This is a genomic window from Streptomyces sp. GDS52, assembly GCF_052246875.1.
In the GTDB taxonomy this organism is placed as follows: domain Bacteria; phylum Actinomycetota; class Actinomycetes; order Streptomycetales; family Streptomycetaceae; genus Streptomyces; species Streptomyces cathayae.
The window spans coordinates 1645631-1671820 of record NZ_CM125966.1 but is presented as its reverse complement, the minus strand read 5'-3'; the positions used below and the strand labels follow the sequence as shown (position 1 = coordinate 1671820).

Here is a 26190-nt window from a genome sequence, read left to right as displayed (position 1 = left end):
TGGTCGAGGATCGGCTTCCGAGGAGCCCCTGCACGAGGCCAGTTCCGAGAGCCGACCAGCCGGCTGATGGCGGACAGGTCCGGAAGGTTGTGCGAGAGCCTTGTAGACACTGGCCGCACCCCCACCGATCCCGTTGGGCTTGATCTCGTGAGCGTGGCTGGTTCTGGACAGGGCTGGCGGTGTGACCGTCGGCGCCATGACGCTCAGGACGGGTGCGGTCGTGCTCGTCTGTAGCTGCTGTTTCGTTTTCTGGAACGGAGCCACGTTGAGGGTGCCCGATCTTTTGTTTCATGGCTGCAGCCCGTGGTCGGTCAACATCAGTCGTCGGCGGCGCACAACCCGGCGCACCAGTTCGGCGTCGGCCCGTTGAAGGCGTGCTTCCTGACGGGGACCTGCGGGACCGGCTGCGCGCCATGGTGGTCTCGGCACCACTGCCGCTCCTGCGGTGCGCCTGGCCGGGCGTCGACCAACTGCACGACTGGGTCCACGAGTTCTGTCTAAGTGGCCCGGTGCGGTGCTTCGCTCAAGCCAGGGCGGATGTTTCTCATCACGGCACTCAAACCGTTCGGCGCAGCCCCGCCGACCATGCACAGGTGTCCGCCAACCTGCTCATGATCCGGGACGTATTGTGCCGCCTGACAAGCAAGGCTTCCGACCTGCAATGGGAGACCCTCGACATGCCCAACCTTATGCCGCAGTGAGTGCGCGCCTCCTTGTCCCTGAAACGGAAGTTTGATGGCTTCCTGGGCCCTGTGCGAGAAAGCTGTGATCAATACGCGACCCAAACAGAACAGGACCTGAGTACGTCCCTGGGGTCCCGCTAGAGTCCCTGCATAGACGGGGCAGAGGGGGCATACGTGGCTGCTGTCGACTTGGGTCAGCTTGGGGAGACGTGGGCGCTGCGGGGTACCGATGGCTCAGTTGGCTACAGCAGCGAGTTCACCGCACAACTGATGACGTACACCCGGGAGGTGCTGGACGAGTGGCAGCACACGCGTAGGTGGCAGCCGGGCAAGCAGCTGCGCGGCCTCTCCCGGAGCACCGCTCGCGACTACAGAGGGCGCTTCCTCCTGGAACTGCTGCAGAACGCCCATGACGCGCACCCTGATGACCGGAACGACGGGCGTGTGCACGTCCTGCTCGACGAGGACGAAGGCGAGCACGGCACCCTCTATGTCGCCAACGCTGGCAACCCCTTCACCTGGGACCGTGTGGATTCGGTGTCGAAGCTCTCCTGCAGCGACAAGGTGGTCGGCGAGGGAATCGGCAACAAGGGCGTCGGGTTCCGCAGCGTGTTGCAGATCAGTGCCGCACCCGAGATCTACAGCGGCAGGCCCGACGGCGGCACCCCGGCCGCGCTAGACGGATACTGCTTCCGATTCGCCACGCCCGACGACCTGAGCCTGTTGCTGGCCGACGCCGAGCTGGTGCGCCGGGCGACCGAGGAGTTTCCGCCATTTCAGCTCCCGTTCCCAGTGTCCGTAGTCCCCGAGACCTGCGCGAAGCTGGCCCTAGCCGGCCATGTCACCGTGATCCGACTGCCCTTGCGCAGCGAGATGGCATGCCGCGAGGTACGTCGGCGGATCGATGAGCTGGCCGGCTCAGGCGCTCCGCCCATGCTGTTCCTGGAGCGCCTTGAGCGTCTGGTGCTGGAACGGCGTGCGGGTGACATGCACGAGCGGACCGAACTGACGCGCTGCGAGGAGCGGCTGCCCGCGGTGCTGGACGTTCCGGCCGCAGGCGCTGCACCGGCCGTGTCGCTGACGCAGGTCGATCTCGGACCGGCTGGCCGATTCGTGCTCGTACGCGGCACGGTGCCCGCTGCCAGACTGGAGGCCACGGTCGCGGAGGCCGTCGACGACGAGGGGCTGGATGACTCCTGGACCCAGTGGTCCAAGCCTGCCGTCATCGAGATCGCCCTGCCGGTCGTGCCAGCCTCATCTGGGCGTGTGTACACGTTTCTGCCGCTCGGCGACGACGTGACCGCTCCGCTGGCCGGCCATCTCAACGCGCCGCTCTACACCAAGACCGACCGCACGGGTTACGACGGGGAACACCCGCTCAACACCATGCTTCTCGATGCCGCGGCGGAGACCTGTCTCACCGCCGCCACGGCGCTCCGAGACAGCGCAGCACCTGACGCGGCCCGGTTGGCCGTGGATCTGGTGAGCTGGCAGCCGAAGTGGGCCGGGCGGCTGGCCGCTGCCTCCCGGCGTATTCAGGGGCGAGAGCTCGCCGACACACCGATCGTGCCGATGCTCGGCCCTGCCGGATCCTCGCCGGCGTGGGCAGCGCCTCGAGCCGTCGTTCTGTGGCCTGAGGTGGATCTATCGGCGCTAACCGCCCGGGCGGCATGCGAAGCTGGTGTGGCGGTGGTCGACACAGTTCTGCCGCGCGGGCCGCGCGCACGCTTGGCCAAACTCTGCGAAGCCCTGCGATGCCCGCTGGAACCGTCAGCGGACGCACTCGCTGGCCACGTCGAGCGGATCGCGGCCACGCTGCCGCTTCCCGGGCCCGACGACCCCGTCGACGTGTGGGACGGTGTGTACGCGGATCTGCCCCACCTCTTCGAAGGCCGTGGCCGGGTGCTGCAAGGCCGCAGACTGCTGCTGACGGCCGACGGGACGTTGGAGCGTACGAACGGCACGGCAGCGGTCGACTCCGCCCCTGCCAAGGAACGCCGCAAATCCCGGCGCCAGGCGTTCTTCCCGCCAGCCAGGGGGCTCTCCGGGCCCTCCGGCGCCACGGCCGCCGCTCCCGACGGCAACCTGGCGGTACCCCCAGCCCTGAGCAAGCGGCTGTTCTATCTGCATCCGGAACTGACCTGGATCGAAAGCGAAGGGCAGGTCCGTCGACAACAGGCCCGCCTCTTCCTGGAACAGCACCGTCTCGTACGCCGGTTCGACGCGGCGGGCCTGCTGGAGCACATACGGCACGCGCTCTCGCAGAGCAAGGACCGAAGGCTGCGCGATCAGGCCCTGCGCTTCGTCTTCCATCTGCACTGTTCTCGTCAGTCCTCCGGTGCGCTGCGCCTGCGCGACCTCGGTCTGTACGTGCCGTCGGCGGACGGACCGCTCATCCCGGCGGCCAGCGGCAAGTTCGGGCCGGGCTGGTCCGGCTCCATGGGGGAGGATCTGGCGCGTGTGGCGGATGAAGGGCGCGAGGAAAGCGCGGCTCTGCGCTCGCTCGTCCGGCAGTTCATCGCGACGCCGGACGCGTTCCTCCGCCGTAGGGATACAGAGGCCGACTGGCGGGCGTTTCTCGCCGAGCTCGGAGTCGCCGACGGTTTTCGTCCGGTCTTCACGCCTACCGCCGACACCATGGCGGAGGGTTCGCAACTGACACCGGCCGCCCTGGTGCGCATGGCGAAGGTGCCCGTCGCCGTCGCGGAGCAATGGCAGCCGCACATCCACCGCGACAGCGAAACCGCCCAGCACCCCTACACGCCGTACAAGGGGAGCCCTGCCTGGCGGCTCCCGGGCCAGGAGATCGTCTGCCAACTGAGCGAGCCCGCCCGCCTCGCCTTCGCCCGACTCGTGCTGCACGGTTTGCCGCGCTGGCAGGCCAGTTGCTTCACCAGCACCTGGCTCAGGGACCGGCCCGGCAACAAGGACCCCCAGGAAGTACCCACTCCGCTGGGCGCCTTCGTACGGGAGCAACCCTGGCTTCCGGTGCGCGGCCGCGGCCGCGTAGTGCGCTTCGTACGCCCCCGGGAAGCCTGGCACTGCCCGCCCAGCATGGAAGAGGAGCCCCTTTTCGCGCCGACGATCGCTCGCCAGGTGAGTTCCCTGCTGGAAACTCCGGAGGTGGTGGCGAAGCTGCGGTCGTACGGCCTTCCGACGTGGAACGACCCCCGGGACAGCGGCAGGCTTGTCGCGGCCTTGGCCGACTTCGTCGCTGAACGCGCGGTCGGGCCCGAAGACCGCCCCGCGGTGCAACGCGCGAACGAGTACGCGTGGCGGTCCCTGGTCACCCGAGCCCGCACGTCCGCCGCGCCTGGCAGTCCGCCCTTCACCCAAGGCACCCTGCTCGCGGAGTCGGGAGAGCTGCTGATCGCCGTGCCCTTCGCCGCCCTGCGCGACGGGAACAGCACGCTTTACGTCACAGATGAACGGGCAAGCGTCAAGACCCGCATCACCCAGGAGATGGAACGCCCGCTGCTCGTGGTGCCGGGCCTGGCCAGGGAGATCGTCGATCTGCTCGGGCGCTGGGGAGCACGGTCGGTACGTCATGTTGACGAGGCCCGGTTGGAAGTCGTCGTCGACGAGGAACCATTGGACCGGTCGGAGACTGGGACACCCTTCGTCTCCGTCCTGCCCTGGCTGCCTTTGGTGCTGGCGGCCCTGGCCGATCACAGTCCGACAGGGATCCGGCCGACTGAAACGTCCCTTGCGGAGCTGGTCGCGGGCGTCCGGCGGATCGGCTTGCGCACCTACCGGACGCTGGAGATCCGGCTGGACGAAGAAGAGGTGGCGTTGCCGAACCGGCTCGGCGGGGTCCTGCCGCTGCCCGACGACGACCGCCCTCTGCTCCTGCAGCGGGCCCAGCCCGAAGATTGGAACGCGGTGGCCCGGCTCGCCGAACCCGTCGCCCACCTGGCCGGCCGCCCCGACCTCGGTGTCCGGCTGAGACTGGTGGCCCGCGAGCTGGAACACCTGCACGCCGATCTCCGCGAGCCGGGGGAGGAGGAGCTCGGCCAGGCACTCGGTCTGTCTCCGCACCAGTTCGCCGAAACCGTGCAGCGTTACGAAGGCACAACCGCCGCCGTCGTCCACCGCTGTTATCCGTTCCTGGTCCACTTCCTGGGACGTCGGCGGGGCGACGCCCTAGTCGAACCACCTCCCCGCGACACCAGGGAGTTTCAGGCGGCGCTTGAGGTACACGCGGAGGAACTGCTGGTGGAGGCCAGCGTGCTCCTGACCGAGGCCCGGCGGGCACGCGACATCGACGAACTGCGCGAAGTGCTCGGCGTCGGGTTCGCGGAGTTCAATGCCACCCTGGCCGGGCTGGCTCCTTCGCACACCGTTATCAGCCACGCGGACGCCCACCGGGAGGCGATCGAGAAGCATCTGCAGCGGCATCGGGGAGCGCTTCTCGACCGTCTCCGACTGGCTCGACTCCGGCGATTCGACGCCCGCGAGGCCCAGCCAGACTGGCGGCAGTTGCGCACGCTGGAGGGAATTGAACCCCCCGCGGAGTGGAACACCACGCTGGAGACGGCAACACCGCAGCAGGTACGCGTTCGGGTGGAGGAGGTCCTCGCCGAGCGGCTGGGCTCGCGACTCCCAGCGGGGGGCGCGGACCTCCCTGCCTATACGGCCCTGCTTCCCCGGAACCGAGCGGCCATCAGGACGGTTGTGCCCGATCTGGTCGCCCTGATCCGCGCCTGCCGCCGTCCGCTGCCCGCCGCACTCGACCAGGGAGATCCGGCGGAGGCGGTGACTGAACTCCTCGACGAGGCCGGCGCGCTGGACTTCCGTCTGCTCGGGCCCGATGACATCGCCGCCTGGCTTGCGGCGCTCGGGCACTGGTCGGCTGGCATGCCTGCCAGCGCGGACCCTGCCGTCCACGGTGTGACAGCCGCCGAACTCGAAAACGGCCGCATGGCTGCCGACTCGGCACGGGCACAGCGCGAGCACCGCCAGCGGATTGTCACCATCGGCGGGAAGGAGCTCGATGTACACACCGGTGACTTCGGCGAACTCACCGCCGAGCTCCAGCGAGCGCTCGATGCGGATCCGCGGCTCCTCGGCAACCGCAACGTCTTCGCCTCGCTGACTCCCGTGGGGCTGGGGCGACGGGGAGCGTCGCCCTCTGGTCGTGGTGGCGCTGGCAGAGGAGAGCCCCGAAGGCTGTCGGCCGCGCAAAGAGAGGCGATCGGCTACGCCGGGGAATGGTTCGCCTATCAGTGGCTCTGCCGAAACTACTCGGCCGCTAACGAAACCAGCTGGGTATCGACGAACCGCAGGAAGTTCTTCCCTGGACTCCCTGGGGACGACGGGCTTGGGTACGACTTCCGTGTCGGCAGTGGCCGTCACCCCTTGCTGTTCGAAGTCAAAGCCAGTCAGGGCGAGGGAGGCCAGATTGAACTCGGTGAAAGCGAGGTCCGGGCGGCCCAGCGGAACATTGGCAGCGACCGCTGGCGGATCCTCATGGTCACGTCGGTCCTGGAACCCTCCCGGCTCCGGGTGGCTATGCTCCCCAATCCCTTCAGCGCGCGAGGCCGCGATCTTTACCGGGAGGAGGGCGGCGCGCTGCGCTTTTCGTACCGCCTGTGAGAACTCTGCTAGCCCCTCCACTCGGCTTGCCCGCCGTAGCCCCAGCGCTGGTGGTACCGCACGCAGCGGCGCTGTGGCCACGACGGCGGCTAGCGGGCTCGGCTGGCTCTCAGGGCCAACGCCCACCCGGCCGCGAGTGGTCGTCGACCCAGGGCACGGTCAACCGCGCGCTCTCCGCAGCACGGGCGCCGACCGAACGCGGCCTGGCCAGACTGGAGTCCTGGCACGCCTTTCGACGAGTCCGAGGCAGACCGGATGGAAGGTTGTCAATTGCCGCGGCCTCCTCGCTCCGGAGCGGCAACCCTGAAAGAGCTCATAGACTCAGCTCCTGTTGGACGCGAAGTGCGTCCATCGGGAGGGGAGGCGCGCGCAGTGCTTGAGAGGATCAAGGAGTCCTTGCTGGGGGCGGACGACATTGGCTTTGAGATCCATGAACGTCCCGATTGGTTGCGGATAGGTCTGTCTTGCTCTCCTCTGTCACTGATATTTGAGCAGACACCTGGCGGAGATGTTTTCACATCCCTGCACTGCAGCGCCTCCCGAATCTTCAGCAGAGATCGGACCGACCTACACGACGTTTACTCACTGCTGGCGGCTTCCGTTTTTCGGCACACAGGCGTTTTTTCCGCGACGCTGATCGATATTGAACATCCAGCCACGATGATTCCAGGTGAGCTCTCCGGCCGTTACCTTGTCCCGGAACAAGGGGCAGACTACTTGTTGCCTCCGGATGATGTAGGGCTTGATTCTGCGGAAGAGTTGTTCGGGCATCTAGCTTTGTTTGAACGTCTAGCTCATAGGGTAACCACTCTTTGGCACCCCCAACATTCATCGCCCATGGATGACGGTTATGACCCAACTCGTCAAACTGATCAAATCTGGGCGAGGGGTGTCGCTGAACAGTTGCGGACGGAGGCATCGGAAGGGGATCTCTTTTTTCAAAGGGATAGCACTGGCTGGCTCTACTATCGGACCTACGACGGGTCGGTTGCCGTGGTCGAGTCCGCAGAAGTTGCCCATTTCCTAAAGGCGGTGCGTGTCGATCCAAGTGAAGAGATTGCGGGAATTAATGGGTTCCTCTATACCGGCAATCACTTCCACCATTACGTATCTCGAGAACTTCTCCACGTCGCAGATCGCGTTCTTGGGTTGGAAGGGGTATTGCTTGGAAGTGCTAGTCCAGCCGCCAGTGCGACCATTGTTCCCTTAGAGGATAGTGTTGTCCTATCCAGTGGGAATCGCGCTGTCCTGCTTCGTCATGAGAGCGGACTTTCGGGATTCTCGCGAGAACGCTCTCTGGTTCTTGAGCGGAATCGTATTGAACAGGAGCGACTTTTCCCGCCCAGCGAGTTCACCTGGTCCGAGAAAATCGACGGCGGAAGATTCGAGCGACTGATCTACGACTTGCTCGAGTGTGAACCGGGTGTGCGTGAGGTCCGCGCGATCGGCGCTTCACGTGAACGCGATGGTGGCCGAGACATCGTTGCATCTTGGGTAACGCCACCCACTACCGGTGCGGCAGTCATGGAAGGTGAGGCGGTGGCAAGAGAACGCCGCGTCATTATCCAATGCAAGGCCCGCAAGCGCAGCGTTGGTCGATCTGATCTGGGTGGCGGGATCTTGGACACGCTATTCATGTATAAAGCCGAGGGTTATTTCCTTGCCACGTCAAGTCAGCCAGCAGTAGCTACCATCGACCTGCTGGACGAAATAGCGCAGCGTGGTGACTGCTTCACCGGCTGGTGGGGAAGAGCGGAGATCGAGCAGCGCCTGCGACGTAATCCGCAAGTTCTGCGGCGATATGCGGATATCGTCCAGCCGGTTCCTTAGCGATTTTGTGAGGTGCGGCTCCGCACAACCGGGTCATCGTATCGGGTATCAGATAAGGTTCGGTGCTGTCGCATGCTGGCCTGTCCGTGGACTCAGGGGACACCGATGACACAGCAGCTTTGGAGCAGCCAGAGGCATCGGACCGCCATCGGTCGTGTCGGCCTCTCGCTACCGGCCCGCCGTGCAGTCGGCGATCTCCAGTTGGAAGCAGACACGGGAGTGCTGGACTACGGGTGCGGACGTGGCGGCGATGTACGGGCACTGCAGCACCTCGGTCTTGATGCCGCAGGGTGGGACCCGGTGCATTTCCCGGATGGGCGGCGCGAGGCTGCCGAGGTGGTCCTTCTCACCTATGTCCTGAACGTCATCGAGAATCCCGACGAACGACGAGAGACGCTCCTGCGTGCTTGGGCACTCACCAAGTCCGTGCTCGTGGTGTCCGCACGGTTGAGGTGGGAGCGCAACCAGATCAAAGGCACGGAGTACGGCGACGGCATCCTCACTCAGCGCCGCACATTCCAGCACCTCTACGCCGCCGGCGAGCTGCGCGAATACGTAGAGGAAGCAACCGGCGTCCGCTGCGTGTCGGCGGCGCCGGGCATCGTCTACGCCTTCAAGGACGATGCGGCCCGCCTGAGCTATCTCGCCCGCCAGGTCGCCCCTGACGGGGGATGGCTGGCTTCTGAGGACACCGCCTCGGCGATCACCTCGGTTGTCGCTCATCTCGAGCAGCGGGGCCGGATGCCGCAGCTTGAGGAAATGCCGCAGTCCATCATCAGCCTGCTCGGCCACCTGCGCCCCGGTGAATTGAAGCGCCTTGCCGAGCAGGAAGCCGACCCGGTGAAGGTGGAGCGGAGCGCCGAACGCGGAGCCCTCGACACGCTGCTGTTCCTCGCGCTGGAGTTGTTCCATGGCCGAGGCCCCGTGAGCAGTCTGCCCCTGCCGGTTCAACTGGACATCCGTGCTTTTTTTCCCTCATACACCGAGGCGTGCCAGCGAGCCGATCGGCTGCTGTTCAAGCTGCGCGACGACGCCTACGTCCGTCGCGCGATGAACGGATCGATCGCCGGTAAATTCACCGCGACCGCCCTGTACGTGCACCGCCGGGCACTCCACCGGATCCCGGCCGTGCTGCGCCTGTACGAGCAGTGCGCGAGCATCGCTGCCGGCCGCCCTGGCGAGTGGTCCGTCGTCAAGCTCCGTCACCAGGGCCGCGGTGTCAGCTGGCTCGACTACCCCGAGTTCGACACGGATCCCCACCCGCGTATCGCGGCCTCGTACGCCGTCGACCTGAAGACCCTCAAGTCCTCCTTCACCTCGTACGCGGACTCCACCAACCGTCCCCTTCTCCACCGTAAGCACGAATTCCTTGCCGAGGACGATCCCGGCGCACCCAAGTACCGGAGGCTCACGGAGGCCGAGGTTCGCGCCGGCCTCTACGAGAGCCCGCACCTGATCGGCACCGAAGAGGGCTGGGAGCGGGAACTCGTACGCTGCGGGCGGGAGTTGCGCGGCCACCGGCTCGTACGCCGCACCACTACCACCTGAGCGTCGCATCGGTGCACGGCGCTGGAGCGATTGTCAGTGCTGTGTGCCACGCTCCACCCTATGACCACTACCCGGATGGAGGGCTCCTGCCTGCCCTCGTACCGCACCTTGTCAACGCTCGCATTGTCCGAGTCCGAGGACCACGTCCGTGAACTCACCGACTGGGTGCAGCACGCCTCCGCCGTCACCGGAGTCCCCGGGGCGCAGGACGTCTGGGATACGGCCTACAAGTGGCTGCGGCTCGCCCAGGGCCTGCGCTCGGTGACGTTCGACATGTCGTACGACGACGGCGGCATGTGCTCGGAGGGCCTCGACTTCGACGCCGTCTGGACCGAGATGATGGAGGAGTGGCAGCAGCACCAGGTCCGTCTCGGCTACCTGCGCGCGGCACTTGAAGGATTTGTTCGGCTGCTGCACCCGGACGCCACGGAGCCCTGGATGGCCGTCGAGGCCGCCGAACGGCGGCTGCATCACCCCGCCGAGGAATGGCCCGTCCATGCTCGCGCGGTCGCTGACCATCTGCGGACGCATGCCCCGGACGGCGTGCCGGGTGCCAGCACGCCGGTGGCGGCAGCGGTGGCCCAGGTGATTGCCTTGCACGAGATGGTCGTCCGGGGTCGTGCCGCCATCCCTGAGCCGGACAGCGACGCGGACGGGAACGTCTTTCCCACCGGGCACGCCGAGGTTTGCGCGCTGAGGGAAGCCTCCACGGTGCTGCTGCTGGGAATCCAACTGCTGATGGCGGCAGCGGTGCAGGAGGACCGCGTCGCCGTTTTCGATGACAAGTACCTTCTCGACGGCATGTGGATTCCCGACCCCTCGGGCAGCCGCTGGGTGGACGAAGAAATGCCCTACGGCGAGTACCTCGCCGTCCTCCACCTTCAGCCCGGTGAGCCGCCCGAGCTCTGATCTGCCACCGGCAGCGCCCTGCGGCGGCCACGTCGGACGACAGGGACAAATGATGGGTGGGGCCCGAAGCCATGACTTTCGGGCTCCACCCATCGCGGCCTGCTCGGCACGTATCAGGTCATGCACCAGCCGGAGTCGCAAGCCCCCTCATCCTCATCGACGTCATCTACCCCCGGGCTCTGGTCGGGGATGGCCTGGGTGAGCGGGACGCCGTACCTCGTGAGATACACGGCATCCCGCCCCAGTGCGGCCCGTCGACGGTTGATCGTCTCCTCCAGCCGGACCGACTGAGCGAACAACTCTGGCTCGTGCCGGCGCTGGTGGCGCCAGGCGTCGACGGTGCGGAAGGGGCAGAAGAAGCAGGAGCTCTTGGGCGGTACCGGCAGGCCGACCTCGGCGATGATGCGCTCGCAGTCGTCCCGGCGCAGCCCGAGGTCGAGCAGTGGGTACTCGATGATCTCGTGGGCTTCCCTCCGCCGGCGGTTGGCGCGATGGATTTCGTCGAGCGATATGCCGATGCCGACCACCGCCGGGGCCTTCGCGGTGGCGCCATGCTCCCGGAGCCACCGGCCGACCACCTTGATCTTGAAGTCGGCTGTGCAGTTGCGGCGGCCAGGAGCACCGTTGGCCATGCGGACCGGGATGGGGATCGACCGGGTGTCCGGCCGGTTCAGCCGCTGCATGAGCGTTTCCGCGGCCCCATCGCGTCGGCGCCGCCTGAGCTCGTGGACATCCAGTCCCGCACGTGCGGCGTACGGGATGGCGATCTCGCGAACGTAGGTGAGCGTTGCCGGGTGCTCGCTGTCGTCGCCGACGTTGGCGAAGAGGAAGGTGCGGAAGTCGATCTCTCCACGGGCCGCCAGCACTAGCAGCGCCGTTGATTGCACGCCGCCTCCGTAGGAGACGACCTTCATCGGGTTGTGGTTCGGCTCGCAGAAGGCGGCCTGTGGGTCGGTGTCGGTTGAGTCGGCGTTATGGGCGCCGCTGGTGCGCTGCAAGATCGACATGTGAGAGAGAGTAGGGATGATCCCGGCATTCATCAAGTGTTTCTCTCGCAGCTGTCGGCGAACGTGGGCGCAGCCAGGTGGCGTTGGACGTTCGGGATCGTTAGTTGGAGAGGGTCAGTTGAGTCAGGTCTGAGGCTTGATCACGACGGAGTAGCCCTGGGTCAGTACCGATTCCAGGAACTCCACGGCGGTGGCCTGCTCGTCGCTCGTGAAGGTTCGTGCTGCTGGCGCCACCGCCTTTGGCGGGCGCACGGTGGGGTTGCCTGACCTGCGACCGCGAGGCTTCTGTGGGGCACGCTGTCCTGCGCGGAGCAGGGCGATTTCGGCGGGGACGACGGATCGCTGCCGCTGATACGCATCCGCGATGATCGTTTCCAAGAGCCAGAGCGGAGAGCCAGAGAGAACGAGGTCTGGCTCGGCGATACGTCGACGGTTACGCCACCGGGAGACGGCCTGGGCGTCTCGACCTAGGACGCGAGCCACCTCCTGGATGCCGATGATCACAGGTAGTTGTTCATCCTCCCGCGGGACGTAGCCGTGGGAGATGGCAGCTTTGTAGGCGTCGAGCTGCCGCTCATCAACCTGCCGGTCTCCGACGCCGCCCAAGCTCAACACCGTCGTCAGCAACCAGTAAGGATTACCAGAAGCGACTAGGTCGGGCTCGGGGAGCGTGCCCTCCGTACGCCACTTCTGAGATGTCTGGCGTTCGATTTGGAAGAGAGAAGCGATCTCAGCATGCCCGAGCAGGTAGGGGACCCGCGCTTGAGCCATGAGGACCTTCCCGCACCTGAGTTCCTGCCTTGAGACCGCCAGGTGGGGCGCTGCCGCCACAGCTGGCTATCCGAACAGATCCTAGGCGAGTCCGCGGTTCAGGTTGGCGGGTCCGACGGCAGCTCGCCGGCGATCAGATTCGGGTGCGGGCCGGCCTCGGTACCGAGGTCGGCGTCACGTCAGGCGAGCGGTTACGACAGTTCTTGTCCGTGCCTGATTTCCCATGTTCCGACGTCGGTGTAGAAGCGGCCGAAGTGTCGAAGCCACGCGGCGATGGTTTCAGTCGCTCTCTTGGCCTGCTCATCGGTCAAGCCCGCCTGCTCCTGCAGTGCGTGCTGCAGCTCGACGTTGGTCAGGCGATCACCCTGCACCAGCGTTTGGAGGGCAGGAATCTGGCGCAGGCGGCTTTCGACCCAGTCCGTGAACTCGGTCTCGGTCAAACCCGCCGGTATGCCCAGGAACGCAAGGTCACGGAGGATGGCTGCTTCCACGGATCGCCCGAATTGGGCCCTTCCGCAGTAGTACGGGTACACAGTCTCCGGACGTCGCGTGACCGGGTACCAGCCCTGCTGTGCTTCCTCTCGTGGCTGGTCGGAGGCAGCAGGGCGATGGGCCTTCAGCAGCTCCGCTTGTTGTCTCACCAGGGCGGCCATGTGGGGCGTCGCCTCGAGCGCACGAGCCTCGATCTCGCTGAGCACTCGGGAGACTTCGGGATGCGCTGCTGACGCCTCGACCAGGATCTCGAGGTTCGGGTTCGGGACCCGCCCGGTGGCCTTGCCTGTCAGGTTGGCCGACCCGATCAGGCAGCGTTCGCCGGTGAGGTAGAGCTTGGCGTGCAGGCTCGGGCACAGGGCAACGCGCAGCCGCTTGTCGTCCTCCGCGAGGGTAATGATCTCGGGGTCCGAGACCCCCGCCGCCACCTCCTCGGGGATCCACCGCGTGATGCAGTCGATGGTCTCCACTGAGTCGGGGATGGCGGAGAGGGCGGCTGCCAGCACTTCGCGCTTGATGAAGGGCGCCACAAGGGTTACGCGTCCATGGGCGCCCGTCATCAGTTCTTCGATCTGCCGCCAGATGTGGGCGGGCTCGGTCACGCGTCGCCGGCCTTTCCATCCACGAAGTCGCGAGCGTACCGGCCCCACTCCCGACGCGCGTCCGCGATGCGTTCGCGCTCACGGTCAGGGTAGGTCTCGTCCTCCATGCGCGCCCAGGAGAAGAGCAGCAGCTTGAAGGTCTCGGCGGCCTGGTTGAGCCGGTCGCGTAGCTCGTCCGCGTCAGCGTCTTCCGGGACATCTTCGAGGACGGTCATCAACTGAGAGTGCAGGGGGTGCTTCTCGTTGAAGATCACCTGCAGCATGCCGGCCATGAGGTCGATGCTGAAGAAGGCGGAGGTGTCCTGAAAGCTGGAGATCCACCGTGCGCGAAGGTCCTTCTCCAAGGCCTCCTCGACCATGGACTGCGCGGTGTCCTCGTCCAGGTGGTGCCTCTGGGTGAGTGTATCGACCTGTTCCTGTCGCTTGGTCTCGGTAGTCGCGCCTTCGTCCAGCTCGTCGGTCTTGCCGGTGTGGCCCTCCTCGCTGCGGCGCTTGACGGCGTCCGTGGCCTTGGATGCGACGTCATCGTCGTGCCGCTTCTTAGTCTTGCGGGTACCGACCGTCTGCTGTTTCAGCTGCCGCCGGATGGCCGGCAGGAGCTTCTCCTCCAGGTAGAGCACGAGGTCGATGAGAGGAAGACGCGGATCGCCGAGTTCGACGAGGCGCTCCTTGAAGCCCTTGAAAGACTCGCCGGCCTCGGCATGGGCCTTCCATTTGAAGTGGGCCAGGGACGAGAAGATGGTGGCGCTCTGCTTGTTGTTCGTCACGCCGAAGATGGGGTCGAGTTCCGGGGGGAACTCCACCTCGATGCCCCACCACCGTTCCGTCGGGTTGTAGCCGATCGCCCAGGACGAGTCGAGGTCCAGCTCCCTGCCCTGGCGTACGAGCGAGATGCCGATGTTGCGGTCGGCGTGCTTGCCCCATGGGAGCGTGCCTGCGTCGGACGTGCGGCTGACGCCGTCAGGCCACGGGTGGCCTTCGACGTCGGCACGGCGGGCTTCCGGGCGGGCGATGGAGGCTCGGACCGTGATGTTGTGCTTCTTGCCCTCGTGGATGACGGGGAAGTGCGTCACGCCGGGTTCGGACTCGCTGCCCATGGAGAAGGGCATGAACATCGGCTTGTCCGAGAACGGCTCCGGGGTGGAGGTGTGAGCCATCAGGTAGAGCGGGTCGTTGGGTACGGCGTAGTACTCGCCGTCCGTGACCTTGCCGTCTCGGACGGGAGCCATCCGGAGGTCGACGCGTCCGTTGTGGAGGTAGTGTCGATAGACGCGGCCGATGAGGTCGGCGGTGTTCTTCAGGGTGGCGGCGGCTCCGTACCAGTTGACCTTGTCGAGGTCGGTCCAGACGACGAGCGTGCCGGTGTCGCTGAGTCCCTCGCTCAGGTCCCGCCATTCGTCCGGCAGCGGGTCGTGTGTGGGCTCAGGAACGTCATCGATCGACCCTTCCTCGATCTCTTTGAGATCGAGGTGCGTGTGCATGGCGTTGCCCGGGCCGTTGGTCCACGACCAGACGTCCAGCCGGGTGCACTGGGACATGCTGGAGTTGGGCAGCCCCATGCCGAAACGGCCGATGCGGCCGGGGTCGGCGCCCTGGCCGTCACCGTACTTCAGGGCCCGCCGCAGCTGCGGGGGCGTCATGCCGTGGCCGTTGTCGAGAACGGCGATCGTCTCTACGCGGTGGCTGGTCCGGGCGCTGACCTTCACCGGCTTCTCGCAGGCGAAGACCTCCACGAGCGTGGCCTTGGCATCGATGCTGTTGTCGATCAGTTCGGCAAGGGCGTAGGCGGTGTTCTTGTAGCCGCTGTCCCGCATGGCCTTGACGGTCAGCGAAGGGCTGACGATCCGGTAGTTGCTGCCGCCGCTGGTCACGCTATCTCCCATACGTCTTCCCAGTTGGTGAATGCTTCTGCCACGTCACCGAACCCGGGAAGTTCCGGGTTGACGACGGTGACGATCTCGCAGGTAGGGGTGCCGCCGGCCTTGGGGCCGCGGATGACTCGGCCGACCATCTGGCTGTAGAGCACCAGAGACTTGGTCGGACGCGCGATCACTGCCGCACTGGCTGCTGGGGCGTCGAAGCCGGTCGTCAGGACGCCGAAATTACACAGAACCATGGGGCGCCGACCGGACCCCTTGAACCGAGAGATGACCTGGCTGCGGTGCCGAGGGGAGGACTCGCCGGTTACGAACTCAGCATCGATGCCTGCCGCGGAAAGCACGGCCGCGATCAGTCGGCAGTGGTCGACGGACGCGGCGAACACCAGGATCCGGCGGTGTTGCTCCTGGAGCAGCTCCATGATCGTCTCGACAATCTTGAGGTTCCATTGCTCGTCCCCCGCGAGCTCGGCCATCATCGCGGCCGGGATGTCGAACGATCGTGCAAGAAGCTGCTGATCGCGGGCCGATAGGTGCATGCCGGGCTCAGAGGCCACGGTCCTCATGAGCGGCTTTGCCAGGTATCCCTGTTCGATCAAGGCCGTCACGGGGTTGGTGTAGCCCTCGATCTTCAGCATGACTTTCTGTCGGGAGAAGTAATCGGAGAGCTCCTCGTCCTTGGAGATGTCGGCCCACGTACGCCCAGGAGTGGCCGTCAGCCCAAGAAGGCTGGCGTCATGACGGATAGTCAACTCGTCGACGACCCTCTGGAAGGTGGGAGCGATGATCTGATGTGCCTCGTCGAACACGGTCAGGGTGCTGCGTGCCGCGAGAGTGGCCAGAAACTGAGGGTCCGACTTTGCTGTCGAGACGGCCTTCTCCAGGCCGAGAACGACTAGCCCGTCGGTCATGCCTGCGAGTTCCGCCGGGGCGTTGCCCCATGCCCTCAGAACGGGAAGCGGGCGGTCGCCGACTTTGGCCCAGGCGCGCTCGAACTCGGCGGCGGCCTGCTCCAGCAGTTCCTGTCCGTGTGCCAGCCACACCACCACGGTGGGTTCACGTTGCCGCAGATGGTCGCAGATCAGGCTCATGCCCGTACGGGTCTTGCCGACTCCAGTGGGCAGATGAAGCACTGTCCGCCGCGTGCCGTCGTACAGCAATTCCTTGACCCGGGCCGCCGCGTGTCGCTGATGCGGGAACAAGCCGTACTCGGGTGCCGTCTCCTGCTTGAACGCCGGCGGGAGGGACGGCACCCGATCGATAGTGAAGCCCAAGAACTCCAGCAGCTCGCGTCGCTCGTCCGCCGTCCACTTCAGGCTCTGAAGGTAGTCCAGCGGGGCCTGTCCATCACCCACGGAGCCGAGGCGCTGCGCCAGCTCCGCCCGCTTGGGGCCTGGAGCCAAGGCTATGAGAGCGGAGCGTTCGGCCTCGTCAGCAACCAGGCGCTCGGCGTCGATGGCGATCGGGGCCACGGCCCGCAGCCGGTCATCTGCCGCTGTGCCCCCCTCGATCAGATCGAGCAGGGCGCACAGCTGATCGCCGAGATGTGCCCGGATGTACGACATCGGCGCATCGGCCAGAAGCGCCTTGAAGGACATCCCCGGTGACCACGTCGTCACAGCATCACCGGCCCGATGCGTGGCGGGCAAGAGCCCGCACGCGCCTCGGTCAGCACAGTCATCATGAACCCACCCCCGGTTCGAGCACGCCAAGCACCGCCAACGGGCAGGTACTGCCATGTCGCAGCGTGCGAACCACCCTAATCGGGAGCACTGACAACAGGAGCATCATCAGACGAAAACCCCAGCCAGGACCGGGATTTGTCACTTAATGACTAGGTTCTCCGACCCCTCGGGTGGATCTTGCTGCGAGCGAGTTGCGTACACATCGCCAAGGGGTAGAACATTCGTTCGATAAAAGGTCTGTGACATCACGCTTCTGGGTGATTCAAATAGTGGATCTTGTTGTGTGGATAGGATCGCTTCGTGCTCCTGGTGGAACCCTGGATGCGGGAGCAGCTTTCCACCAGCAGTACATTGGTGTGCGACACGAGCGGAGCGGGGTGGCGGATTATGAACAGGCCGGACGGGTCTGATGTGTCCTATTTTGACTACAATGCCACCGCCCCGATCCGGTCTGAGGCCCTCGCGGCCGCTCTTGAGGCCATGCAGTTGGTCGGAAACGCCTCAAGCGCGCACCAACCGGGACGGCAGGCGGCTCATCGGGTCGACGTCGCCCGTCGGCGGCTAGCCGACCTCCTCAGCTGCTCGCCCGGCGAGATCATCTTCACGTCCGGGGCGACCGAGGCGAACAACCTGGCCCTCCGTGCCGCGTTCACTGCCGGAAATCCCCTGGTCACAAGCCCTGTTGAGCATCCGGCCGTCCTGGAGATGGCCCGCACGGTCACCGTCGAGAGCCCCGAGGATCTTGTGCTGCTGCCGGTTGGCGCTGACGGCCTGGTGGATCTCGACGCCCTGGATCAGGTCTTCGCGGGACGCCATGGGGGTGTGGTCTCCCTCATGGCAGCGAACAACGAGACCGGCGTCCTCACCGACCTCCGCGTCGCGGCCAAAGCGGCCCGTGAAGCCGGTGCACTCATCCACACGGACGCCACTCAGATCATTGGCCGCCTCCCTGTGGACGTTGCTGAACTCGACGTCGACCTCTTGTCTCTGTCGGCCCATAAGTTCGGCGGTCCGCAGGGAGTTGGAGCCCTGTATGTACGGCGCGGGGCGCCGCTGCCGCATCGGCCGCTCCTCGTGGGCGGCGGACAGGAGCGGGGCTGGCGCGCGGGCACGCTGAACGTGGCAGGGATCATCGGGATGGGGGCAGCGGCCGAGGCCGCGCGCCGCGGCCTCAACGAGGAAGCCGAGCGGGTCGCGGCCCTGCGTGACCGACTCGAACACCTGATGGTCGGTGCGCTACCCGACTGCCGTATCAACGGCCGGCGCGATCAGCGCCTGCCGGGCGTTACAAGCATCACCTTTCCGGGGGTGCCGGCGGACGCAGTCCTGGCGGCCATGCCCGACGTCGCCGCCTCGGAGGGCAGCGCTTGCGCATCCGGCGCTCCGACGCCGAGCCATGTGCTCCTGGCGATGGGATTGTCCCGAGAAGACGCCGACAGCACGATCCGCTTCTCGCTGGGCTACGCCACCACGGATGCCGAGATCGAGCACGCCGCGCAGGCCGTCAAACGCGCCGTGACGCAGGTTCGCGTCGCGCTGACCGAAGCCCACGGTCCTTGCTGACCGTCGCCCTGTTAGAGCAATCGCATTGGACACAGAGAGGTCCCGGATGTCAGACAGCCGGCTTGGGGAAGCCGCCCATTTTGCCTTCGCGCGACACGAAACGTTCGCGCCCCGCTTCGGCTGGCTGCACAAGGCATACGTGCAGGTGAAAGACGACCCGAGCGCGTTCCTCGCGGACGACGCGCCGGTGTTGTTCGGCGTGGGCAAGAACATGGTCAACGCCATGCGCTACTGGTCGCGGGCGTTCAAGCTGACCCGCGAGCACTACCCGACACAAGGAGCGCGCTCCAAGTACTCCTTCCCCACGTGGGAGGCCCGCTGGCTTCTTGACGAGGATGGCGCCGACCCGTACCTGGAAGAGAATGGCAGCCTGTGGCTGCTGCACTGGTGGCTGGTCTCCTCCCGATCCGGGGCCAAGAGCCACGCACCGACCTGGTACGCGGCCTTCCACCTCGCACCGTTCTCTCGGTTCACGGTGACAGACATGGCACAGGTCGTCACCCGGCACGTGAACTTCTCTTACAAGGAGAGCCCGGTCGAAGCGTCAATCATCCGCGACATCGACTGCCTCACCAAGATGTACGCGCGCAGCGCCCCGGAGAAGGCCGGATCCCCGGGCAGCTACGAGGACCTGCTCGCCTGCCCCTTCCGGGATCTTGACCTGCTCACCTTCGTCGGGACGCGCGGCAAGCCCGAGTGGCAGTTCACCAGCGGGCACCGCACCACGCTGCCCGCCCGGGTCCTGGCCTACGCCTGCCTCGACTATGCCGCTAAGTTCTCCCGCCAGCCCAACTCGATCTCCGTGGCCCGCCTCGCCAACGAGCCGGGCTCTCCAGGACGCGCCTTCCGCGTCCGGGAGAACGAGATCGTCATGGCGCTGCAGAAAATTGCCGCGGACCACCCGCAGCTCAACCTGACCGAGGCCGTGGGACAGCGCAGCCTCGCCTTCACAGCCGACCCCTTCGTCCTGGCCTGGGAAGTGCTCGACGAACAGTACGACTTCGTCACCCGCCGCCCCGGCTTCCCCACTCGCGAAGAGTGGGCCGCCAAGTTCCCCAAGCTTGCCGAGGCCGAGCAGAAGGAACTCACCACGAACACCGACACCACCGAGCCACTCTTTGAGGAGACCGCGTGACCACCGCAACCCCCACGCGGGCCTCCAGCAGCCCCGCAAGCTCCGCCCCGCAGTTCCCCGCAGGCATCGAACTCGTCGGCTCCCAGATGCGCTCGACCAACCTCGAGCGCGATGTTGCGGACGCCCTGCACGACCCCTACGTCGGAGCCCGGGCTGTCGACGTTCTGGAACGCATCGCGAGCGCGCTGGCCGACCAGCGCCGCACCCGCGCCTGGTCGTTCACCGGTCCTTACGGGTCCGGCAAGTCCACCCTGTCCAACTTCATCGACGCCCTGCTCGGGCGGGACGCCAAGCGGCGCAGCGAGGCCGAGCGCATCCTCGACGAGGCCAGTCCGGCTCTCGCCCAGCGCCTGGCCGCAGCACGCGACGCTATCGCCTCCGATGGATTCCTCGGCGGCGTGGCCACCGCACGCCGCGAATCCCTGGTCACCACGCTTGCCCGGGCCCTGCACACCGCGGCGGAACGACGCTGGGGCAAGCGTGTCCCAAAGGCCATTGCCGAGGCTCTCGCGGCATGCGCCGACCCGGACAGCGCCGGCGCCAAGGACATCCTCGACGCCGTCACCGCACTGACGGCGGACGGGCAGCAGCCTCTGCTCCTCGTCATCGACGAGTTCGGCAAGACGCTGGAACACCTCGCCGGCCACAACGAGTTCGCCGACGCCCAGCACGACCTGTTCCTGCTGCAGGAACTTGCTGAGAAGGCGGCCGGCCCCAACGGGTTGCCCGTCTACCTGATGACCCTGCAGCATCTGTCGTTCATGGACTACGCCTCACGGTCCAGCGAACTCAAGACCCGCGAATGGGCCAAGATCCAGGGGCGCTTCGAAGACATCACCTTCGTCCCCCACCACGGCGACTCCCTACACCTGCTGCGCCGTCGCCTTGACCGCTCGGCCGTCAGCGCTGCGGGGCAGGCCCTGATCGCCGCGTCGGCCGAGGCGTCCGCTGGCATCTGGGCGGAGCACGGTCTTGGGGTCTTGGCCGAACTCGGGCCGGACCACTTCGCGGGCCTCTACCCGCTGCACCCGATCACGGCCCTTGCCGCGCCCATCCTTGCCGCTCAGATCGGCCAGCACGACCGCAGCCTGTCGGGCTTCCTCAACAGCGGGGAGCCCAACACCGTCCGCTACTCGCTGGCGCAGCACAGCAACGAGAAGACTGACCGCGCCAGCACGGTGCGACTGCCGCAGTTGTACGACTATTTCCTCAATTCCGGGCGCACCACCCTGCTTGCCTCCGCCAATGCGAGCCGGTGGATCGAGGTCGACTCGCGCATTCGGGATGCCAATGGGCTCCCGGACGCAGACCAGGACGTCCTGAAGACCATCGGTGTCCTCAACCTGATCGACTCCGACGGAGCGCTCAGCGCCACCGCGCCGATGATCCACTTCGCCCTCCACGATCCCACCGACGTAGCTGACCCCGATGCCTTCGCGGCCCTCGAAGAGCGGCTCGCCGACCTCGTCCGCCGAGGTTTCGTGGTTCACCGTGAATTCAGCGGTGAATACCGGGTCTGGCAGGGCACGGACGTTGACATCGACGGCCAGATCAAGGAGATCATCGCCCACCTCGATGCCTCCTCGGTCATCCGCCGACTCGGCAGCCTCGTCCCGCAGGCATTCGTGGCCGGCCGCCACAGTCAGGTCACCGGCATGATGCGCGTGTTCTACACCGCGGTCAGCGGCCCGGAGACCAAGACCGTCGCCGCCCCCGATGAGCTGAAGGAGCCCGCCGACGGCCTCGTCGTCTTCCACCTCGGCACCGACGCCGACCGGCCCAACGTTGACTCGCCCCTGCCGGTACTCGTCGGCACCACCCCCAATCCCGACGTGGTGCTCACCACGGCCACCTACCTGGTCGCGCTCAAGGAACTCAGTAACGAGCAGGGCCTCGACCACGTCGCCCGGCGGGAAGTCACTGAGCGGATCGTGCAGGCTGAGGCCGAGCTGCTGGAGCTGCTGCAGGACGCCTTCTACCCGCCATCCTCCGAGGCATCGTGGAGCCTCTGGCACAGCGGCATCGCATCCGGCGTAGAGCCCGCCGTTTCCGGTCTGACGGCCCGCAGCCTGAGCGGACTGGTCTCCCTGGCCTGCGAGTCGGTGTACCCGCACACGCCGCACATCCGTAATGAGATGCTCGGCCGTCATGTCCTGACCAGCCAGGCCGCCCAGGCCCGCGGCATACTGCTGACGGCTATGCTCTCCGCCTCGGGGGAGAGAAACCTCGGCTTCAGTGACGGCTACCGTGCCGAGCGCGCCATGTACAGCGGTGCTCTGGCCTACCTCGGCCTGCACCGCGAGAACGGGGTGGCCCAGGCCGAGAGTCAGCAGGAGAGTCTGCTTCCGTACGGCTTCTCCCCGCCTGGCGAAGGACACGAGCACGCCCAGCCCGCCTGGAATGCGCTGAACGAGGTCCTGACCAGTGCCACCGAGCGCCTGGGTATCGAGGAGGTCATCCGGACCCTGATGAGCCCGCCCTTCGGGCTCAAGGCGGGTGTTGTCCCGGTGTTCCTGATGCCGGCCCTGGTCATCCGCCGCCACGACGTCGCCCTGTTTGAGGAAGGCACCTATCTGCCCCGGCTGACCATCGATGCGGTCGAGCGCCTCGTTAAGGGTCCAGGACGATTCTCGGTGAAGTACACGCCAGCCGGAGACGGTCAGCGCGGCAGCATCATCAAGAAGCTGATGGTCTCGCTCGGCGTGGAGGCGCCACGGTCCAAGGCCCTGCGTAACCCCGACCTGCTCGCCGTCGCCAGCGCCCTGATCATGCGGGTGGCCGACCTCAACAAGTACGCACGCACCACCAAGAACATCTCCGCCGACGCCCGAGTCGTGCGCTCCACCATTGCCAAGGCAGTGGACCCTGATGAGCTGATCTTCCACGCGCTGCCGAAGGCCCTCGGCCTGCCCGAAGTCCCGGCACGCACGCGTGTCAACGCGGAAGTAGCGAACACCTACGTCGAACGCCTCGCTGCGGCGGCGGACGAGCTCGTCGCGATCGACAGTCGGCTGCGCGCCGAGGTCGTCCGGGTCCTCGCCAAGGAGTTTCGCCTGCCGGCCGAACTGTCCCAGCTGCGCACCCAGCTCGCGGCCCGGTTGCGGGGCTTCGCAGACGCCGTTCTCACACCGGAACTGCGGGGCTTTGTCGACTTCGTCCTCAGTGACAGCCTTGAAGACGATGACTGGCTGGAACCCATCGTCGTACGCCTCACCAACTCCGCCCTCGGCGACTGGGACGATCACGAAGCCAAGGTCTTCCCCCAGAAAGCCCGAGCCATGGCCGCGGCCCTCGACCGCGTTGGGCACCTGCATCATGCTGGGCGTGAGATTCGTGGCCGGGAAGAGAAGCTCGACGCTCAGCTGTTGACCTTGACCGACAGCGCCGGTGTAGAGCAGCGCACCCTGATCTACGTACCCGAGCAAGCCCGCGACGAGGCCAACACCCTCGCCGCCGACATCCTGAAGCAGGCCGAGAAGGCACTCGGCCCGGACGGAGCGCGGATCCTGCTCGCTGCCCTCGCCCAGCGCGTGACCGAAGCCGCGACAGCGGCGAGTGAAAGGAAGGCACAGGGATGACCGACGAAGCCGACACCCAGAAAGCCCGGCACGTGCTCGGCATCTCCGGCGGCAAGGACTCCTCCGCGCTCGCCGTCTACATGCGCGACCGAGTCCCGGAGATGGAGTACTTCTTCTGCGACACCGGCGCCGAACTGCCTGAGACCTACGAGTACCTCAACCGGCTTGAGGCCGCCCTGGGCAAGTCCATCGTGCGGCTCAACGCCGACCGCGACTTCGACCACTGGATGGAGGTCTACCAGGGCACCCTGCCCAGCCCGCAGATGCGCTGGTGCACCAAGAACCTCAAGATCAAGCCCCTGGAAGACTGGGTCGGCGACGACAAGGTCATCTCCTACGTAGCCATCCGAGCCGATGAGAACCGCCTCGGCTACGTCAGCACCAAGCCGAATATCGAGGCTGTCTTCCCTTTCCGCGAGGACGGCGTTGACAAGGACGGCGTGATGCGCATCCTCGACGAGGCCGGCATCGGCCTGCCCGACTACTACGAATGGCGCACACGCTCCGGCTGCTACTTCTGCTTCTTCCAGCGGAAGCACGAGTGGGTCGGCCTCAAGGAACGCCACCCCGAGCTGTACGCCAAGGCCGTGGAGTACGAGGACAAGGTCCGATACCGGCACACCGCCATGAAGGGCCGCAACTACACCTGGTCACAGGGCGAGTCGCTTCCGGAGTTGATAGAGCGCAAGGACGAGATCGAGGCCAAGCACCAGGCGGCTCTGGAGCGCGCGGCCAAGCGCATCAAGCCCAACCGGCCGCTCCTGGAAGTGCTTAGCGACGCACTTGATTCTGACGACGACGAAGCCGGTTGCTCAGTTTGCCATCTGTGACCTTGAGGGTGCTTTCCTTCGTCATAGGGGGGCGGGCCGGAAACGGACAACTTCCGGCCCGCCCCCCTATGGGGTTCGGCAGTTCTGAGGACCAGTCCCAGTCCTATCTGTGGACTTAAAGCTATTCGTCGACTACGTCTTCAGGTGCGGTGGGCGGCGGCGGCGGGGAGAAGAATACCTCAAGGCAATCCCGGAGAATCAGCACTTGCACTTCATAGCCGGTCTGCGTGTCCTTGAGTACTCTTGCTACGTGCGGGAAGATTCTCTCCGGGGCTCTATGCGCTGTGTCGGAGTCCTGCAGATCGATGAACTGGAATTGAGCAGACTTCGACTCGCCTTCCTCGTAGGCGATGAGGAGATGGACATCCCGCGGACTCTTGTCTTCCCGGTCAAAATCCTGGGTAATGGACCCTGCTCGGATCTTGAACTCAACGACCCGGAGATCCGACTCGGCCGGGCCCTTGAGGACATCGGCACTCTCGCCGACACGCTGGATCACTGCCCGTGCATCGTACCTATCCCGCTGCGACAGCCCGTACCAGCTGAATTCAGGGAACTTTCCCATGCCGGCCAGTTCGAAGAAAAGAGCGATCACGTCGTTCTCGTCGGCAGGAACTTTGCGGATCGTTAGCTCTGGCCGCATCAAGTCCTTCCTGGACCAGAAGGCGACGGATCGCTCTTCTTCCTCAAAGGGGTCAGCTTTGCCAACAAAGCGTGATGCCGCGTTCTGGATAGTTGACCGGTACGCCTCGTTGACGAAGCTCTTCAGCAAGCCAACCAGCCGCATATTCTTTAGGTGGTACTTTCCGTAGTTCAGTTCTGCGTCGACATCAACGACGATATCGAAGCAGCGCACGTACTGCTGGTTTCGCCCCTTGGTCAGATCGGCCGAGTGCCGAGTGACGACTCCGTTTGCGCTGAATACACGCTGGCTGCCCCCTGGTAGATAGCGTTCGAAATGAGGAATCCGAGCAACGGTGAGGCGCACGTGGTTAATCTTCGGAAAGAGTGCCTTTTTGAAGGATTCCATGCCATCAGGGAGCTTTCCGCGCGCATTGGTGAGCAAGGCTTCGAATTCATCCGGCGTGCGGTATTCAGTGACGTTGAAGCCGTTATGTGTCTTGGGCAAGTCAACGCCGCCTGCCCCTAGATGTTGGGAATACAGAGCAGGCTTTGGAGGTTTCGCCCAGGAAACCGTGTCTCCCATGGTGAGGTAGCCGACCGGTGCCTGAAACGTAAACTCGGGCTCGTGGTCGAACAGTTCGTCGAGAGGGCTGCCGATGGCGGTAGCCGGGTTGGTGCACCTCACCGTGATATTGACGGCCGTGTCCTTGAGGGCGTCTGGTACCTGGGTCATACCGAGGTAGGAAAACCTCTTGAGGTCGCAGGCAAGGAGAGCCGCAAAACGGGTGGGAAAATTGCCGCTCTGAACTGCGTTCGCGAGAGTCTGACCGAAGTCTGACCGAAGTCCCCTTGGGAGAGCCTCCTCCTGGACTTCCTGGAGGTAATTCATCGGAACTTTGGAGCTGTTCCGGAAGCGGTATGTGATTTCCGTGCCGAGGGTTTCCAGGGGATCCGGGTCCGGATCAAATTGCTTCGGCATCGTGAAGCTGGGCCGCGCACTCGGATCCTGGTCGAAGTCACAGGCGTTTTCGACTGAGAACTTGAAAGAGCCTTGCGGTGTCCTGGACCGGATGGTGAAATGCTCGGAACTGAAAAGGACTACCTTGAGGCCAACACCTACCTGGCCGGCAAGCTTCTTTCCATCTTTCTTGCCGCCACCCAAGAAAAGGAGCTTTGGGTCATTTGGGAACCCTGCGGCGTCGTCGCGGATCGACACTTCTAGGGTGTCGAAGTCGATTCGTATATCAATCTTGTGCTTCCCTTTCGGTGCCTCGCGCACCGCATCCAGAGAATTCTGGAGAACCTCGCCAATGAAGATGTACTGGGGAAGGTAGGCATCGATGGTTTGGCGAAGTTGCCGGACGTAGTTCTCTGATAGGGAGTCTGGATTCAGAAGGTCATACGTATCAGACATTCTAGTATCCCTGCAGGTGTGGCGGACACATACTCAGGACCTCGACT

15 protein-coding genes and 1 pseudogene are annotated in these 26190 nt (G+C 65.5%); 9 read left to right on the top strand and 7 right to left on the bottom strand.

What is annotated here, in order from left to right:
- Window positions 1-317 precede the first annotated feature (317 nt).
- The gene (locus tag ACTWJ9_RS07545; RefSeq protein ID WP_443295476.1) at window positions 318-488 is read right to left on the bottom strand and encodes a hypothetical protein; all 171 of its coding nucleotides are present in this window, start codon (window positions 486-488) and stop codon (window positions 318-320) included.
- 369 nt (window positions 489-857) lie between these two features.
- Here ACTWJ9_RS07545 and ACTWJ9_RS07540 point away from each other — a divergent pair, with 369 nt between their 5' ends.
- From ACTWJ9_RS07540 to ACTWJ9_RS07520, 5 genes and pseudogenes are all read left to right on the top strand, one after another.
- Window positions 858-6278, top strand: coding sequence for a sacsin N-terminal ATP-binding-like domain-containing protein (locus ACTWJ9_RS07540; protein WP_443295475.1), 5421 nt, complete (start codon window positions 858-860; stop codon window positions 6276-6278).
- A gap of 116 nt (window positions 6279-6394) precedes the next feature.
- Window positions 6395-6559: pseudogene (locus ACTWJ9_RS07535) on the top strand (IS5/IS1182 family transposase); the annotation flags it as partial.
- Window positions 6560-6650: 91 nt separating this feature from the next.
- Window positions 6651-8108 carry a restriction endonuclease gene (locus tag ACTWJ9_RS07530; RefSeq protein WP_443295474.1) on the top strand — a complete coding sequence of 486 codons (1458 nt, stop codon included), beginning with the start codon at window positions 6651-6653 and terminating at the stop codon, window positions 8106-8108.
- 72 nt (window positions 8109-8180) lie between these two features.
- Window positions 8181-9656 carry a DNA phosphorothioation-associated putative methyltransferase gene (locus ACTWJ9_RS07525; protein WP_443295473.1) on the top strand — a complete coding sequence of 492 codons (1476 nt, stop codon included), beginning with the start codon at window positions 8181-8183 and terminating at the stop codon, window positions 9654-9656.
- A gap of 60 nt (window positions 9657-9716) precedes the next feature.
- On the top strand, window positions 9717-10565 hold the full coding sequence (locus ACTWJ9_RS07520) for a hypothetical protein (protein ID WP_443295472.1): 849 nt from the start codon (window positions 9717-9719) through the stop codon (window positions 10563-10565).
- A 113-nt stretch (window positions 10566-10678) separates the two neighbouring features.
- Here the strand turns inward: ACTWJ9_RS07520 and ACTWJ9_RS07515 are convergent, their stop codons facing one another.
- From ACTWJ9_RS07515 to ACTWJ9_RS07495, 5 genes are all read right to left on the bottom strand, one after another.
- Window positions 10679-11479 (bottom strand): phosphoadenosine phosphosulfate reductase, encoded by an 801-nt coding sequence (locus tag ACTWJ9_RS07515; protein WP_443295867.1) that lies wholly within the window; start codon window positions 11477-11479, stop codon window positions 10679-10681.
- A gap of 216 nt (window positions 11480-11695) precedes the next feature.
- Window positions 11696-12199 carry a hypothetical protein gene (locus ACTWJ9_RS07510; protein ID WP_443295471.1) on the bottom strand — a complete coding sequence of 168 codons (504 nt, stop codon included), beginning with the start codon at window positions 12197-12199 and terminating at the stop codon, window positions 11696-11698.
- Window positions 12200-12534: 335 nt separating this feature from the next.
- Entirely contained in the window at window positions 12535-13437 is a 903-nt protein-coding gene (locus ACTWJ9_RS07505; protein ID WP_443295470.1) for a phospholipase D family protein, read from the bottom strand.
- Window positions 13434-15320, bottom strand: coding sequence for an ATP-binding protein (locus tag ACTWJ9_RS07500; protein ID WP_443295469.1), 1887 nt, complete (start codon window positions 15318-15320; stop codon window positions 13434-13436). The genes ACTWJ9_RS07505 and ACTWJ9_RS07500 overlap by 4 nt, the downstream gene beginning before the upstream one ends.
- Window positions 15305-16912, bottom strand: coding sequence for a DEAD/DEAH box helicase (locus ACTWJ9_RS07495; RefSeq protein ID WP_443295468.1), 1608 nt, complete (start codon window positions 16910-16912; stop codon window positions 15305-15307). The genes ACTWJ9_RS07500 and ACTWJ9_RS07495 overlap by 16 nt, the downstream gene beginning before the upstream one ends.
- A gap of 387 nt (window positions 16913-17299) precedes the next feature.
- Here ACTWJ9_RS07495 and ACTWJ9_RS07490 point away from each other — a divergent pair, with 387 nt between their 5' ends.
- From ACTWJ9_RS07490 to ACTWJ9_RS07475, 4 genes are read left to right on the top strand one after another with little or no spacing between them, the layout of a single operon-like run.
- The gene (locus tag ACTWJ9_RS07490) at window positions 17300-18562 is read left to right on the top strand and encodes a cysteine desulfurase family protein (protein WP_443295467.1); all 1263 of its coding nucleotides are present in this window, start codon (window positions 17300-17302) and stop codon (window positions 18560-18562) included.
- A 46-nt stretch (window positions 18563-18608) separates the two neighbouring features.
- Window positions 18609-19697 carry a DUF4007 family protein gene (locus ACTWJ9_RS07485; protein WP_443295466.1) on the top strand — a complete coding sequence of 363 codons (1089 nt, stop codon included), beginning with the start codon at window positions 18609-18611 and terminating at the stop codon, window positions 19695-19697.
- A complete protein-coding gene (locus ACTWJ9_RS07480; protein WP_443295464.1) occupies window positions 19694-23275 on the top strand; it encodes an ATP-binding protein in 3582 nt (1193 codons plus the stop codon). Before ACTWJ9_RS07485 ends, ACTWJ9_RS07480 begins: the two co-directional genes overlap by 4 nt.
- On the top strand, window positions 23272-24105 hold the full coding sequence (locus ACTWJ9_RS07475; protein WP_443295463.1) for a phosphoadenosine phosphosulfate reductase domain-containing protein: 834 nt from the start codon (window positions 23272-23274) through the stop codon (window positions 24103-24105). The genes ACTWJ9_RS07480 and ACTWJ9_RS07475 overlap by 4 nt, the downstream gene beginning before the upstream one ends.
- Window positions 24106-24226: 121 nt before the next feature.
- Here the strand turns inward: ACTWJ9_RS07475 and ACTWJ9_RS07470 are convergent, their stop codons facing one another.
- Window positions 24227-26143: an ATP-binding protein gene (locus ACTWJ9_RS07470; RefSeq protein WP_443295461.1), complete on the bottom strand. Its 1917-nt coding sequence runs from the start codon at window positions 26141-26143 to the stop codon at window positions 24227-24229.
- Between the last annotated feature and the right edge of the window lie 47 nt (window positions 26144-26190).

Bases quoted from the DNA above. Each gene is read 5' to 3' on its own strand.
- ACTWJ9_RS07470 (WP_443295461.1), bottom strand. From the start codon at position 26,143: ATGTCTGATACGTATGACCTTCTGAATCCAGACTCCCTATCAGAGAAC.
- ACTWJ9_RS07525 (WP_443295473.1), top strand. From the start codon at position 8,181: ATGCTGGCCTGTCCGTGGACTCAGGGGACACCGATGACACAGCAGCTT.
- ACTWJ9_RS07485 (WP_443295466.1), top strand. From the start codon at position 18,609: ATGTCAGACAGCCGGCTTGGGGAAGCCGCCCATTTTGCCTTCGCGCGA.
- ACTWJ9_RS07520 (WP_443295472.1), top strand. From the start codon at position 9,717: ATGACCACTACCCGGATGGAGGGCTCCTGCCTGCCCTCGTACCGCACC.
- ACTWJ9_RS07475 (WP_443295463.1), top strand. From the start codon at position 23,272: ATGACCGACGAAGCCGACACCCAGAAAGCCCGGCACGTGCTCGGCATC.
- ACTWJ9_RS07515 (WP_443295867.1), bottom strand. From the start codon at position 11,479: ATGAAGGTCGTCTCCTACGGAGGCGGCGTGCAATCAACGGCGCTGCTA.
- ACTWJ9_RS07500 (WP_443295469.1), bottom strand. From the start codon at position 15,320: ATGGGAGATAGCGTGACCAGCGGCGGCAGCAACTACCGGATCGTCAGC.
- ACTWJ9_RS07495 (WP_443295468.1), bottom strand. From the start codon at position 16,912: ATGTCCTTCAAGGCGCTTCTGGCCGATGCGCCGATGTCGTACATCCGG.